Genomic DNA, 14,572 nt, shown 5'->3' on the forward strand with positions numbered 1-14,572 from the left:
CGCGGCTTGCTGAAATAAACCCCTGTAAGCAAAAAGAAGAGCGAAGCAAGCACACCTGCTGCAGCCTGGTTCATGAATAGAGAAATAGGAAGAACAATCGCTTCTCCTCTCGTGAAAAGTTAAGTACTCTTTAAGGTGATAGATATAAAATTATGTAAATAGCAGCTAAAGGGAAGGATGGTCAACATCCATCATATTTGCAAGAAGGATGTAAAAGAAGAAAGAGATCGGGAATGTAACAATAAATAAAAGACGAATGGCCATAGGATAAAGACCCACCTGAGCAGCAATTCCTGCACAAACCCCATGCAACGAATGGTTCGTGACGGATCTTTTCATTTTTCAATCCCCCTTTACAGCTCAACAAATTCTATAAAACCCTTATTTCTTTACAGGCAGCAAAAATTTCAACATTTCAACGATAACAACAAACTTGCAGACGGTTACCGTCCAAATCATAAAAATCGAAATAATCGTTTTCTTGGTCTCTTTGCTTGTCGTCAACGTTCACCTTTCTCTCTTTTAACTGTTCATACGTCTCATCTAAATGGTTCGTGAAAAAGATGGGATAGTTTTGATTTGATGTATCCACGCTTTCCTTCTCTTCAATCGTCAAGGGTACCGGATGATTGCCAATGGACAGGACACAGTACCCTTCTCCTTTAAAAGAGACGGTAAATCCCAGCTTTTCTTCATACCATGAACTGGCTTTTTCCACATCCTTTACACCCATACACATCGTATCGATCTTCTCAATCATACCGACCCTTCCCCCTGCCCATATATTTTCCTCGCATCCGCCTTTTTCTGCGCCTGCCACGTCCGAATCATATTGGGAACCCCGACACTCAAACTGACTAACAAACTCCACATGACATAACGCCACTCCCCTGTAAATAAAGCGACCACCATAAAAAAGGCGAGCTGCCCCACAAGGGCAAACCATGAAGCAATCCAGGCAAACGTCAGGTTTTCTTTCATCCCATCCCCACTTTCTCATGGTAAATGATTCCTTTTACTCATCGTATCACAAAAATAGTGAAACAGAACAAAAAAGCCACTGAATCTTTTCAGTGACTTTCATGGTGTTTACCACCAATATGGATAATAATACGGCCACCACCTGCGTATCCCCCAAAACGGGAAACCGAAGAGCCCGAACGGTCCAAAGAATGGGAAAAACAGGCGACTGTCCTCCTGGTTAACGCTCCTATTCTGCCCCTGCTGGCTTGTGGGCATAAGCAGGTTCATTTGATTTTGATCATAGCTGTGCAAGAGTCCTGTATGTGTCTGCCCATCATCCATTTCAATTTGTACCATTTGATAAAGGTTTTGCCTACAGAAGTCATGAACATTTTGAGGCTGGCTGCTACTTCCCTGCATCTGTGGGTTCCCTGTATTGTTCACCCCATCACCCTCCTTCGACTCCTCACATTTTATGCTGGGAGCCCAGGAAGGTGATAAGAACCAAAGCACTAATTCCGTTTGATGTCGAGAGCCTCTCTATCTGCTTCCGAAGTTTTATTAACCGTTTTTAAGCACTTATTAGCGACTCCGAAGCATTTATTGGCACCTTTTATACATTTCTTTGCATCTTCTAGTGTTGATTAAATGATCTGTGCGCGTGCTCAGGATATTTCTCTCAACAAAAGACTGATGAACTTCTTATATTAGTAGATTCCTTATATACAGAACCCCATAGATGACTCCGCCCAAAAAACCGATAAATAATCCGACCATGATAAATCCATACGCGAACCCTTTAATCATGGAGATGAAGTCAAGAGCCATGGTTTTTAATGTGTCCAAAATATAATTCATGTGACGACTCCTTCTCTACTGCCAGTTCATAAATGCCTTCCAAAGCTTTTTCCACTTTTGTTCCACAGGCTTTTCTGATTCCGAACGTTGTTTCTGCCATTCATTGTAACTTGCAATCCCGATCAAAACGAGCCCGGCAATCAATAGGTAGACCCACCATGGGAGGTTGCCCCAGTACGGGCGCGTCTGGTAGATGATGTTAAAAATAAGCACACCCATCCCAACAAGGAAATAAGATTTGATTCGGAGCTGCATGCCGGCAACCATCGAGGTGAGCGACAATCCTCCAATGATCCAGGCATCCCAAATGGTGTGGCTCTGGATCGCATCAAGGACAAGATAACCTGAGATGAAAAGTAATACAGCGACCTGAACGTAATTCATCGACTCCGAGGAAGCGGACCATATGTTTTTCCTGACAAACGCTAGGACAAGCAAAACCGGCAGGGCCTGAATCTCTGCGATGATTAAATCAGGGATGTATTCACTGTACGCGGCTACAATCATCAAATAAGCGCCATACACACTGGCTGCCGTACCTGTGTAAAAGACGTTCTGAAGAAATTTTTCTGAACACTTCTTCCCGCCAAGATAAAACCACAAGCTTAGCAGCACAACGGGGAGAACGCGTATCCATACATTTTCATCCCATAAGGTGTACAAATTCAAATAACCAATATATAAAAGTGCCGTCCATGTATAGGCATCCGCATTGATTTCAGGGCCAAACAGTCTTTTCTGCCAAATCTTCCCTGCCACAAGAAGAACGACGATACCTAAAGCCAGCACAACAACCATGTCCATATCGGTCCAAAACACCCGGAGTTTTTCCCATAATCCGAAGGTGAGGATCAATGGGACGAAGCGAACGATCGGCCATGGTCTCTGATGCAGGAAAAAAAGGTTGAAAACAGTGTAGGCGATCACCAGCATCCATTCTCCCTCCCCTTTAAAAGGAACGTCACTGATTATGACGAACAGACCTAAAAGGGAAAATGGAATGATGTACCACTCCAGCCGATTTCTCCACTCGGCAGAGACGAAGAACCAGAGAAGCGCATACAAGAAGCTGCTGGCAAAAAACGCATATTCATAAGGAATTCCATCCCACCCGAGCTCTTTCGGAAGGATGACCACGAGGAGATACCCTGTCGTCAAAGCAGCATACAGCATGGTTTTTGTTCCTGATTCTCTACCTGCTTTCAAAGTGCTGAAGACGTACACCGTTAATGGAATGATCAACAACACAGGATGAACATTTTCTGTACCCAGCTGATCGAATAGAATAAGCAGGACAATGAACGGCTGAACGATATGTCCCAGTATATAGAAATGAGGACGCATCCCTTTCGATTTCTTTTCTCCCCATTCTCCTATAGCAATCAAGAGCACAGGAGCGAAGACCATATACATGAGTACGTTAGAAAATGAATCGATACGCAGTGGATCGATCAATGATGTATAAAAACCTAGTGATGCGACAGAAACGAAACTCCAGTAGTACGTTTTATTTGAGTAGCGGACAAGCAGGTACATCATAGCGATGCCCACAAGTAGCAAGATCGGCCGTACAAGGATCGGGTCAACTCCATCATCTACGAACAGGAGCAGCATGGCAGCTGCGTAAGTCCCCTGGGCGATATAAAAAGTCGACATCTCAAAATCGTCTTCTTTCGCTTTTTTCCATAAAAAGTGCAGTCCAAGAAGAAGTACGCCCGTAAGAGCCAGATGGAAGGAAATCGAGTATCCTGTGCTGTAAGCAGGTACCCACTCTAGAAACTTTTGATAGAAAATGGCAGAAGCAGCCAGCAATCCTGATGGAAGCACCCAGACTGCCGTACGCTTCATATCGTCATGTGAATCACTCTTTTTCACGAAAAAGGCAAGCAGACTGACGATGAGCAGCATGAGGGCACTATACCCGTACTGCAGGTCATAGAGACCGAAGTATAAACACCCCGTCAACACAAATAAAGACGTGTAAAGACTGCTATCCTTCAGAGGCTGCAGCCACGTGACTTTAGTCCATATTCCTCCATAAAGAAAAAGGAGAGAAGCAGCTGTGAACAAAAAGACGAACAAGGGTCCCGTCTGAATCAAATCCCATAGCTGTGCTGTGGATACAAAAAAGAACACAGGAGCCAAATATTTGAAAATCACATGATTTGTCACGTTGGATAAAACGATATAATTCACCATGATGACAACGTAAGCGGCAAGCAGGAACCATGAGCTGCTTTGCTCCTTAATCAGAATGCTCTCATAGGTGATATAGATGAACGCTAAAAAGGAGACAATGCCGCTCGTCCAGCGAAATACCTTCTCGATGAACGTATGATTCCTAAACGCGTAGGCAAACCCGATGTAAAGCATGCCGACAAGCGCATAAACAAGTGATTCCATGGCATATAACGGTGTATTTTCAACAAGTTGATACACGCCGTACACGAGCATGACCGAAAAGACAAACTGATATTCTTTCGTCTTGTAAACAAAAACCATCGCCATATAAACACTGGCTGTCAGTAACAGGTTGAAGCTGTAAAACACTTCATTTTCAAAGAAAAACAGCATCAACAAAGTGGAAATGATTAGATTCAACTGGGCGAATAATGGCACCTCGGTGATGAATAACTGAAGGTGTCCTTTAGTTTTCAACCAGACATAAGCGACAAGCAATCCTGCATTGTACAGCATCAATCCAAGGTAAAAGGCATCAAGGGATAACGGGAGCGCTCCAAGCATGAACCCTATGGAAAGCGATAGAAACAAGAGCGAAATCCATACATAAAGACGTGAACGGTGAACGAACGCATGCCTTACATATAAAGGAAGCGGGATCGCCGTTCCCATTAAACCGAGCAGATGCCTGCCTTCTCCATTCAGGGATAGGTAAGGGCCCAACAGCTGAAAATAACCAATCGCGACAATCACAATCGGAATGAGTAAACTTCCGAGTGTCAAAAAGGCAAAAGCTGTCTGTTTGATTTTCAAAAATCGGCCGGTCCCATAGCTTAATGCGAAGAAAAAGAGCGACACACAGGAGATGGAAATGACCTTGGTCGCTGCTCCCATTTGATCCCACTGACTCGTCGCAACGATTAAGCCCGTGATCAGCAGGATGGAAACGCCCAAGATGAGCGTCCACGTGATGTTGCGTTCGCGGATTTGTTCCGGCGTGCGTTCTTTTTTCTTTTTGAGCGGCTTGGGTTTTGGTGCCGGCTTTGGCTGCCGGACAGTTTCTGGTTGAACCTCTTCGTTGTCCACACGTTCGCTGGGCTTTATAGATTCATTGTCTTCCAGATAAGCCCCCTGTGCCTGCATCAGTCGAGAGAACTCTTGATCTGTTATGTACCCATTCTCTTTAAGGTGATTCAATTGCTCCCGAAATACCTTCTGTTTTTCTTCCTTGGATAATGCGGCCATTTCTTCCCCTCCCCCGATCGTTATTTCGGTGTAATTTTACACCAAAACTAATAGGACTTCAACATTTTTCCAACAATTATTAAATCCTTCTCACAGCTGAATCCGGCACCAAAAAAGAAGGTTGCCCACTTCAGGAGCAACCACTACCTTATTTCAACCAAATGCTTCTTAGGAGTCCATTCCCCATCTAAGACCATGGCTACTTTTTCTGCAGCTTCAGGGATTTCATACGTCGATTCTGATATGATTTTTGAATTTCCTTTTGCGGAAACTCCAATAAAAAGAATCAGCACCAGACCAACGATCAACAAGCGTTGTCTTTTCCTCTTCTCCATTCAACCCCCTTCACTTACATTTTTTGTAATTACATAGTAACATATTCTCCTAGTCTATTTGCTTAGTATTTCCTCCAAGGTTTGATCAAGCAGCGGATATTGAAAAGTAAATCCCTCTTCCTCTAATCTTTGCGGGATCACCCACCTGCTCTTCAATACAAGCTCGGTTTCCGTTCGAATGAGGGCCGAACCAATTTCAAGCATCCACTTCGGTGCAGGCAGCCCGAAAGACCGGTCTGCCTTTTCCCGAAGAAGGCGCATCAGTTCTTCATTGGTAACAGGGCTTGGTGCTGAACAGTTAAAGACTCCTTCTAACTTTTGATTCTCTTTCAAAAACAGACAGATCCGGAAGAGGTCTTCCACATGAATCCAACTGAACATCTGCTTTCCAGAACCCTGTGGGCCACCGAGTCCAAATCTCACCAAATTTTTATAGGGTGTCATCACACCGCCTTCTTCGCCTAACACGATGGCTGTCCGGAGAGCGGCTTTTCGAGTATCAGGTGTGCGGAAAGCGAAAAAGTTTTCTTCCCAATTCGTAGCCACATCCACGGAAAAACCCGTGCCGATTTCTCCTTGTTCTTCTGTCATCGGACGATCTTCCGCGTGACGATAGATGGTAGCCGTACTTGAGTTCAGCCAGACTTCCGGTGGATGATCGCATTTCTGAACCGCTTCTCCAAGGATGTTCGTAGTGACGACTCTCGAAATCATAATCTCATTCTTGTTCTTAGCGTTATAACGGCAGTTGACCGATTTACCCGCTAGATTGATGAGGATATCCGCGCCATCAATAGCCTTTACGATAAGCTCTTGATCCTCCCAATGAATGAACCCTTTCCTTCTGGAGATGACTTTCACCTCATATCCAAGGTCCTTGAATCTTTTTTGAAAATATTCTCCTATAAAACCGGTTCCTCCAGCCAGGACAACCTTTTTCATAATGATCGACTCCCTTCTCAACGTTTGTTCCTTCTTCTTATCCATTCTAAGGAGTCCCTGTTTATTTGTACAATTTTCCAACGCAAGTGACCGATCACTAGGAACCACTGACCTTTCCCTTCCTGCCACATACCTCCCAGTCCATGACAGATCACCCCTTCCCATCTATACTGACAATAGAAAGACAGACGGGAGGCAGAGGGAGAATGAAACTGATTGTAGATATCAATGAAACGTATGAAGAAACAAAGGTAACAGTGGAATGTAAGGAAGTCGACCCTTCCATTAGAAAAATCCTGGATGCTTTGGAAGAAAAGAAACAAGACTTGGTGGTAGGAGATCGAGCAGATCGTCAACACCTGCTCAAGCCCATGGACATCGAGTATTTCTACACGGAAAAAGAAATCGTCCATGCCGCTCATAAGGATGGGCCATACAAATTAAAGGAAAAGCTATACGAACTGCAAGAAACGCTGCCTTCTCACCAATTCATCCGTATTTCAAAATCCGTCCTCGCAAATCTATATAAAATCAGTCATTTTGAACCCTCTTTCCACGGCACCTTGGTCGTTCATTTTCATTCCGGCACCAAAGAGTACGCGTCCAGGCATTATGTAAAAGAAATCAAAAACACGTTAAAAATGAACAGGAGGAAATAAAAATGAAAACATTTTTATTCAGAAGCATGGTCGGCATTTTCTTCGGCGCATTTCTCGCGATTCTTATGACATTCGCCGTTATTTGGTTCGGGGATGTTCAAACACTCTCGGGTGATGCTTTCATCCGAAATTCGATGGGCAGTATGTTCTGTGGCTGGTTTTTCTCTGTAACGCCTTTATACTTTGAAATCACCACACTCAAACTCTGGCAGCAAACCCTTTTACATTTCCTCACCGTCTCGCTGCTCTACTTCATCATCAGCTTCGGTATTGGATGGATTCCATTTCAGCTAACATCTGCCCTTTTATCCATCCTTTCATTTTTGCTCATTTATTTGATCATATGGATCGGCTTCTACTTCTATTTCAGGTCCGAATCTAAGAAGTTGAATGAGGAATTGAATCATCTCCAATAAAAAAAACGACGACAACCCCTGTAAGGGTTGTCGTCGTTTTTATCCTCCATCAGGAAGAGGTCGCAAGTAGGTCCCCATCTTCTTCATAGTGGTCCAGTACAGCATCTACATAATAAATATCTCCATAACAGGCATCATACTGTTCTGCTTCTTCACGGATACAGCTGTATTTCCCTGTATGCTTTAATTCTTCATATTTCTTGGAGGAAAATTCAATGGCCAGTTCCTGCGTATATTCTCCACCATGGTTCATGACAAAATCAATGAACCCTGCACCAAAATTGTACGATTGAAGCGCTAGTTTCACATCCCCATCAGCACGCTCCAATGTCTTTGCGAAATAAGCAACCCCTTGCTCGATGGACTTCTCAGGATTGTCAATACAGCCAACTTCCCCACAATGGGATTCTGACGCCTGCATCGGATCGTCACCACGTCCACCTGACTCCTGCGTCATCAAAGCGAGCAATATATCCTTGTATTCCCTGATCCCTTCCTGCTCCGCGTACATTGCAATATCATCTTCATACTGCAGCACCTGCTGGGGGAGGTCCGGTTCTTTTTCTTCAACAGTTGACCAGCTGCTCATGATTCCATCCCCAAGCTGACTTTTCATGGTTAAGAAAACGAGTCCAAGTAGAAAGACGGGGAGAAGGAAGGCTCCCCATGAGCGGCCTCTGTTTCTATCATTCTTCTTATTCACCCTTCTCCCCCTCTCTTCGACGCTAATCTATTTATATCTTACCATTTCCCACTTGAAATCACTGTAAAAAAGCATCCAATAGAGCCGATTGGGGACTACATATTTCCTCTTAATCTAGGAAGCACACTCTTTCTTACCCAGGATTGCTTATAACAAAAAAAGCCGCCACAACATGTGACGACTATTTCTTCTCTTCCAAATAGATGAATTCCGGCTCGGGATGACTTAAAAATTCATGATGTGAAATCGTCCATGCATAAGCACCAGCATAATCAAAAATCACAACATCTCCCGCTCTCAGCTCTTCTACATATTCATTTTTCACAAGAACATCATTCGGTGTACATAACTCTCCGGCAATGGTCACTTCCGCATCCTTCATACCCGGCCTTTCATAGGGAGCTTTCCATTCCTCGATGGGATAAACCCGGAAAGGGTGACTCATTTTCCAGGCAGCAGGGAGGCGGAGGTGATGGGAGCCACCCCGGATGAGGGCAAAATAATGATCATGGTTAGCCTTTACATCGATGACCTCCGCCACATATGATCCGGCAGCTGCCGTCATGTACCTTCCCAGTTCAAGCACTAAAGTCAGCCCGTCCATTTGGGATTCCATTTTATGAAGTCCTGAAGTGAATAAGTCCCAATCAAACGCCTCTTCAGGATTCCAATAATTGATGCCAACGCCTCCTCCAACATCGACCATGTGGATGTCCAATTCAAAGCGGTTCCGCCAACTCTTCGATTTTTCCAAGCACATGGATATAAATCGCACATGAGCCTCAGCATTCAAGTTGTTGGACATCGCATGAAAGTGAAAACCTTCTATACTTACATGGTCCATCTGTAGCGCCTTTTGTATGATCTGTGGCACTTCACGTTCATCAACACCGAATTGAGTCGGAACGCCGGACATCATATGGTGACTTTCGGGGACATCACGACTCAAATTGACGCGGATCAAGACCGGAGTGACGGTTCCTCTTTCTTTTGAAAGCCATTCGATGCGATTTAAGTCATGGAAACTTTCTACATTAATGGCTTCCACTCCAGCATCAATCGCTTCCTTTATTTCCTCCTGTTTCTTTGCAGGGGCTCCAAAAAGCACTGTTTTTTCTTGATGCACTTTATGCAATTCCCCGGCCGAAGCGACTTCAAATCCATCCACAATAGGGGCGAGAGTTCCTAGAATACGTGGATCAGGATTCGCTTTCACCGCATAAAAAAGCCGGCAAAAAGCCGGAAGACCGCTTTTTAACGTATTCACATGCTCTCGTAATCGACCTAAATCATAAACATAGGCACAAATGGGACCACCATGTACCCGTTTTTTATTTTCAATATACTGATCAATTCTCATGACTACATCCTCACACTTTCTTCAAGCTAAAGGGTTTGGCACTTCGGTGTATGCATCCCCTTTACTGTTGTTCAGCCTCATTTGAGTCAATGACTTATGCATGACCGTCGGCTGGAATAGGAACGTTCGATCTTCCGCCACTTGGCCCGCCAACTCATTCGCCAGTCCCAAACGATCCAGTTCTTCCTGTACCCCTCTTTTTACTTCCATCCAAAATGTTTCTTCCGCTAGTCCGGAATACCGCACAAGCTGACGGATGATTTCTCCTAAATGGTTTTGAAAGACGGTGTAATACAGTTTGTTATGCATCGAAGAACAATCATTCGTCACACTGACCGAATCTGCAGCAAACTTTGGAGAAATCCCCTGTTTCCGAAGGCGTTCCGGATAAACCCTTGCTCCGCCCCAGTCCCGGAAAAAGAAGCGGGTTAAACGACCATTCTTAAATACAGGAACACTGTTCTGAAGATGTCCTTCCAACGCCACTCCATACTTGACCATCATCGTCATATAGCCTGGAAGCACTTTTTGTATATAATGATAGAAAAACTCGTTGGCTGCCTGGGTCCGATTCAGGTGATGTTTCGTCTGAAATTCCTGGACCAGCTCATGTAGGATTGTCAAACCACTGATTGGGGACCGGGCGTACAAGCTCATTCCAGCAACGGCGACTTCTCCTTCTTCCAGGTGCGGTTGGAGAGATTCCCGTACTAACATCGTCAAATTACGGCTTTTTAACCGCTCCTCAGATCGGAAAGCAGCCCCGCCCCATTCATTTAAAGGGACAAAGGAATGTAACTGCGGCTCTTTATCTTTGATTTCCTGAATCATTGTTGAGAAAACGGTAGAATTCATCGCTGTCTGCGTAGAAATGGAACGGACGGTCGACGTCATCTGGCTGTTTACAGCAAGTTTTATCACAGGGGCGTCTTTCCTCTTAGGAGCTACAGTCCTGAACGAAGAAGTCGCCTCTACATTCATAGGTCGTGAAGATAAAAGGATCACTTCTTCATCTTCGATTTCCTTTTGATAAATTTCCGGTATCGCATGGTCGTACTGCCAAGGGTGGACAGGCAGAATCGTGTACAGGCTCTTCTCGTATCCCAACTCCGTTAATTCCTTATGCCCAGCCTCAACGCTTTCCGGAAAACTGGATTCAAACGTTGCTCCTGTACTCAATATCAATGACTTCTTCACGGCCGCCATGCGGATTGGAAACGTCTGATGAAACTCCGGGGAGTAACGGACCGTATCTTCATAGGTCAGTCCTATTTTCGTCTTGGCCCCAGGATGGAGGTGGTGCCCATCAACAACAAGCTGTTCGAAAAATAGATGAGCGTCTTCCCCTTTTTTCAACACATAATCGCTGGATGTATCCACATCCATACTGGCAGCTTCTGTGCGAACGGTCTGCTTCCATTCCTCATGAATAGTTAGAGCGAGGGCAAGGTTTGCCGTTCCATTATTCAACTCCTGGACAAAAGTGTCGCGATTTGGGTAGTCTTCTTTTTTAAACAAAAGAAAGACGAGCTCTGAGGCGGAAGATACGGCGCGAAGTCCTCGCTCCTCAATCAGCAAAGGTACATCGACTTCGACAAAGCGGAAAGCCGATTGATTGATGACCGGAAATAAGAGTTTGTTTCCCTGCTTTTGCACAAGTAAATAAGTCCGGTCATTCTCCAGTAGTGATTCCTTACCAGCAGGAATCGTCCTGCATAGATAAGCTACACCGCCCTCCAGGATCTCAGCACCCGAATATAGACCATCTATGTTCTCCCGAATAATGGAATTCGCAAGCTTCAATAAGATCCCTTTTCTTGCTTCTGCGCGGCAGTCCCAAAAAAGGTCAGCATAGGCAGGGTATGCCCTTTTCAAAAATTGAAAGGCCTGATCTTCTTCTTTATGCAATCCAGGCCACGACTTCATACGTTCAGTTAAGGGCAGAATCATGTTGTTTCACCTCTTTTCTTTTGGAAAAAGGATGAGGAATTTCCACATAAAGATTGTCGGTATATTGATCAGACAAACGCATTTTCACGAGAGCCTTCATCTTCGTGGGCTTTGTAAGAATTTCCTCTTTATCAAGCAATGCTTCTGTTGATATTTGTTTATCCTCTTTCATTTGGTTATATGTTTCGTGGATCACGTGTTCCACATGACTCCACATTTTTTCTTCCTTTGCAACTGTTCGTCGGGCGAGTGCTACGATAAGCTCTCCTAAATGATTATGAAAAAGCGCATGGGAGAACACATCCAATAACTCAGACCGCTCTTTTGTTAGTAGATTTGTACTTGGGTCGATTGGCTGCTCATCAAAATATTGTTCTAAGCGGTCATTCAGGATCCGGATGCCACCGTAATCACGGAGTACCGCCTTTTCCGGCTTTCCTTTTTTAAAAATAACAACACAATTTTGGAGATGAGCTTCCATACTGATGCCATATTTCGTAATCAATGTAAGCACACCGGGCAGCACCGTCTTCGCATAGTCATAGATGAACGATTCGTATGAAGGGTACGCCTCCGCTACTTCTTCTACGATCAGCTTTCCTGAAAACGGAGAAGGCGCGAGCAAAGAAGCCGCCGGAATCGCAACTTCATCGTTTTTCAAATCACGTTCTGGGTTCTCTCGTAGTATAGCCGCTGCATTTTTTTGCAGGAAATTCTCGTTCACTTTTTTAGCAGGCTTATAATGAATTCCCACTTCCTCTCCCATGACGGATAATGAGCGGGATAGTCCCTGATCGCGACTAAAGATCGTTTGTAAGAGTCGCGATAAAGTAGGACCATTTTTTGTCGATGCCGCTGAAACGGTACGGACCGCACTTGTCATTTGCACATTGACAGCGGTTTTGATGTGATGCTTGAACCGATTGTCTAGCGGTGCCATCGACCGGAAAGAAATGAGTGCAGATGTAGGGATGCTGACATCTTTAACCGGAAATAGTAATTTTCCTTTTAAGTCATCCTTATAATATTTTGTGATGGTATGTTCCCATTGCCATGGATGGATCGGAATCATTTGATAGTCTTCTGCATCTAAGTCATGATTTTCACAGATGTGTTGAACGGCTATATTTAACTCCGGGTACTCTTGCAAAAGGATGGACTTCGTGCTTTCACCGTTTTTGGAAGTCATATGATATCGATCTTTATGAACGAGCAGTGGCAGGAGATTGGGCTTCCCTTCCCATTCCGGTGCGTACCGGGAGACATCTTCAGGCGTCACGCCTATTCTCGTTCGGCTGCAAGGGTGGATGGTATGCCCTTGAATCACCCACTGCTCAAAAAAGTTCAGTGGGCTCTTGAGAGTAGCTGCATAGGATAACGCGTCTTCTGCCAGGTTTTCGATTTGTCTTTTTCTATGCTCCGCTACTGTAAGTGCCAAGGCCAGATTCGTCACACTGTTGAGGACTTCCTTATAAAAATCGGATTGATTATTTCCCGGGAAAAGCAGTTCTAAGCAAGTTTCGGATTTATCGACTAAGACTTGATTTCCATCCCGATTCAAAAACCGGATATCACCATCAATATCGATGTGATGAAATATGTAAAGATTAGCTACAGGTACGTGAAGTTCTCCACTGGTTACATAAAAAACCAATGTCTTTCCCTCGTTCCTCCATTCAAAAGGGAAGACACGCTCCCGAAAGGTCGCTTGTATTAATTGATGTAAAGTGAGGAGATCCGCTTGATTCATATTTTCTAAAAAAGTGGATTCATAACCCGGTAACTTCTTTTGTATTACATTTATGGCTTCCATTGTATTCACCTCCATGGAGGAATGATGTAGTTTTGTAAACTTGCCTATTCCCTAAATCTGTGGATGGTAATCGACCCATCTTGTGCCCATGACCTTAGCTTACTCCCAAGTCCATGTCCATTATGCTTCTTAAGTTGTTGTATTAATGGTTTTATTTTATAATTGAAAACAGTTATCAGCAAAAATAAAGCTTACAAATGGGAGACATCGATATGAAACGAGTATTTGAACAAATTCGGAACGATCATCGCATCTTTGTTGGTTCTGAATACAAGGACCGTTCTCATTACAAAGTCGATGACCTCATACAAAATAAAAATGCGATGAAAGCATTACTGGAAATACAAAAAGATCAGTTGGGTGCCCCTAACATGGCCATTACTGGTTTATTGTTCGGGAAAATGTATTCTGTGCTCACGATGGGATTGTTCGAGACGATGATCAAGCACGGCGTCATCATTGATGCAAGCCCTGAAAACATCAGCATCGAACTGAAAGAAAAAAATGCGATGAATTATATAGTTGACGATTCAGCGGTTCACAAAATTGCGGACCTGCCGGAAGATAAAGTGAAAGAATACGTTCATACTTTCATCACCCAGCACTTGCAGCCATTGTTCCAAACCGTCGCACAAGTGTCCAAGTGCAAGACGACACATGTGCGTTCCATCGTCTCTCACAACCTTCACCAACGAAAGTGTGCGCTTGTGAAAGAACAGGCAGATGAATGGACAGAGACCGTTTTCCGCTGGTTCACCACCCATGAACTGTTCAAGGAAAACCGTAGGAACCCTCTCCATTTCAAGTTCCGCTTTTACCAGGCAGACAATGGAAATGAAACCTACGTCAGACGTCACTGCTGCATGAAATATATGCTTCACGATGCTGATAAATCAAAATGCTGTCCCACCTGCCCCCTTATTTCAGACGAAGAGCGCGACGACCGCATCAAATAAAGCCCGAGCTAACCAAAGAGCTCAGGGCTTATTTTTATGGAAATAAATGTATGACCTGGTACACCAAAATATGTAAGACCTGGTCACACAATAACTTGTATGAACTGGTAAACCAACACTTCCCACAACCTTGTGTCCTATACTCGTTACTCATTAATGACGAAAACTCCCTACAAAATTTATATTGTAGG

The 14,572-nt window shown here is 44.2% G+C and carries 15 protein-coding genes; 3 read left to right on the forward strand and 12 right to left on the reverse strand.

Translation table 11 applies throughout. From position 1 onward, the window contains the following. Positions 1-165 precede the first annotated feature (165 nt). The 8 genes from K2225_RS04685 to K2225_RS04720 form a co-directional block, all read right to left on the reverse strand. Positions 166-339: a PspC domain-containing protein gene (locus K2225_RS04685; protein ID WP_220583698.1), complete on the reverse strand. Its 174-nt coding sequence runs from the start codon at positions 337-339 to the stop codon at positions 166-168. 76 nt (positions 340-415) lie between these two features. Then, positions 416-760: a VOC family protein gene (locus K2225_RS04690; protein ID WP_220583699.1), complete on the reverse strand. Its 345-nt coding sequence runs from the start codon at positions 758-760 to the stop codon at positions 416-418. Beyond that, positions 757-981: a hypothetical protein gene (locus tag K2225_RS04695; RefSeq protein ID WP_220583700.1), complete on the reverse strand. Its 225-nt coding sequence runs from the start codon at positions 979-981 to the stop codon at positions 757-759. The genes K2225_RS04690 and K2225_RS04695 overlap by 4 nt, the downstream gene beginning before the upstream one ends. A gap of 108 nt (positions 982-1,089) precedes the next feature. Further along, positions 1,090-1,407 carry a hypothetical protein gene (locus K2225_RS04700; RefSeq protein WP_220583701.1) on the reverse strand — a complete coding sequence of 106 codons (318 nt, stop codon included), beginning with the start codon at positions 1,405-1,407 and terminating at the stop codon, positions 1,090-1,092. Positions 1,408-1,665: 258 nt separating this feature from the next. Next, complete coding sequence (locus tag K2225_RS04705; protein ID WP_220583702.1) at positions 1,666-1,821, reverse strand: hypothetical protein; 156 nt, start codon at positions 1,819-1,821, stop codon at positions 1,666-1,668. Positions 1,822-1,836: 15 nt separating this feature from the next. Beyond that, positions 1,837-5,247: a hypothetical protein gene (locus K2225_RS04710; protein ID WP_220583703.1), complete on the reverse strand. Its 3,411-nt coding sequence runs from the start codon at positions 5,245-5,247 to the stop codon at positions 1,837-1,839. Between the two features lie 143 nt (positions 5,248-5,390). Continuing rightward, entirely contained in the window at positions 5,391-5,582 is a 192-nt protein-coding gene (locus K2225_RS04715) for a hypothetical protein (RefSeq protein WP_220583704.1), read from the reverse strand. 54 nt (positions 5,583-5,636) lie between these two features. After that, the gene (locus K2225_RS04720) at positions 5,637-6,527 is read right to left on the reverse strand and encodes a TIGR01777 family oxidoreductase (protein WP_220584016.1); all 891 of its coding nucleotides are present in this window, start codon (positions 6,525-6,527) and stop codon (positions 5,637-5,639) included. Positions 6,528-6,730: 203 nt separating this feature from the next. Here K2225_RS04720 and K2225_RS04725 point away from each other — a divergent pair, with 203 nt between their 5' ends. Further along, entirely contained in the window at positions 6,731-7,183 is a 453-nt protein-coding gene (locus K2225_RS04725) for a LytTR family DNA-binding domain-containing protein (RefSeq protein WP_220583705.1), read from the forward strand. A 2-nt stretch (positions 7,184-7,185) separates the two neighbouring features. Then, a complete protein-coding gene (locus tag K2225_RS04730; RefSeq protein ID WP_220583706.1) occupies positions 7,186-7,599 on the forward strand; it encodes a DUF3021 domain-containing protein in 414 nt (137 codons plus the stop codon). A gap of 49 nt (positions 7,600-7,648) precedes the next feature. Here the strand turns inward: K2225_RS04730 and K2225_RS04735 are convergent, their stop codons facing one another. The 4 genes from K2225_RS04735 to K2225_RS04750 all read right to left on the reverse strand — a co-directional run bounded on the left by K2225_RS04735 (position 7,649) and on the right by K2225_RS04750 (position 13,425). After that, entirely contained in the window at positions 7,649-8,302 is a 654-nt protein-coding gene (locus tag K2225_RS04735) for a lysozyme family protein (RefSeq protein WP_370632706.1), read from the reverse strand. Between the two features lie 181 nt (positions 8,303-8,483). Beyond that, complete coding sequence (locus K2225_RS04740) at positions 8,484-9,662, reverse strand: type III PLP-dependent enzyme (protein WP_220583707.1); 1,179 nt, start codon at positions 9,660-9,662, stop codon at positions 8,484-8,486. Between the two features lie 21 nt (positions 9,663-9,683). Continuing rightward, complete coding sequence (locus tag K2225_RS04745; RefSeq protein WP_255574210.1) at positions 9,684-11,612, reverse strand: IucA/IucC family protein; 1,929 nt, start codon at positions 11,610-11,612, stop codon at positions 9,684-9,686. Then, positions 11,593-13,425 (reverse strand): IucA/IucC family protein, encoded by a 1,833-nt coding sequence (locus K2225_RS04750; RefSeq protein ID WP_220583708.1) that lies wholly within the window; start codon positions 13,423-13,425, stop codon positions 11,593-11,595. The genes K2225_RS04745 and K2225_RS04750 overlap by 20 nt, the downstream gene beginning before the upstream one ends. Before the next feature lie 212 nt (positions 13,426-13,637). Here K2225_RS04750 and K2225_RS04755 point away from each other — a divergent pair, with 212 nt between their 5' ends. After that, entirely contained in the window at positions 13,638-14,381 is a 744-nt protein-coding gene (locus K2225_RS04755; protein WP_220583709.1) for an IucA/IucC family C-terminal-domain containing protein, read from the forward strand. The last annotated feature ends 191 nt before the right edge of the window (positions 14,382-14,572 follow it).

The sequence above is a fragment of the Halobacillus sp. Nhm2S1 genome (assembly GCF_019599545.1).
GTDB lineage: Bacteria > Bacillota > Bacilli > Bacillales > Halobacillaceae > Halobacillus.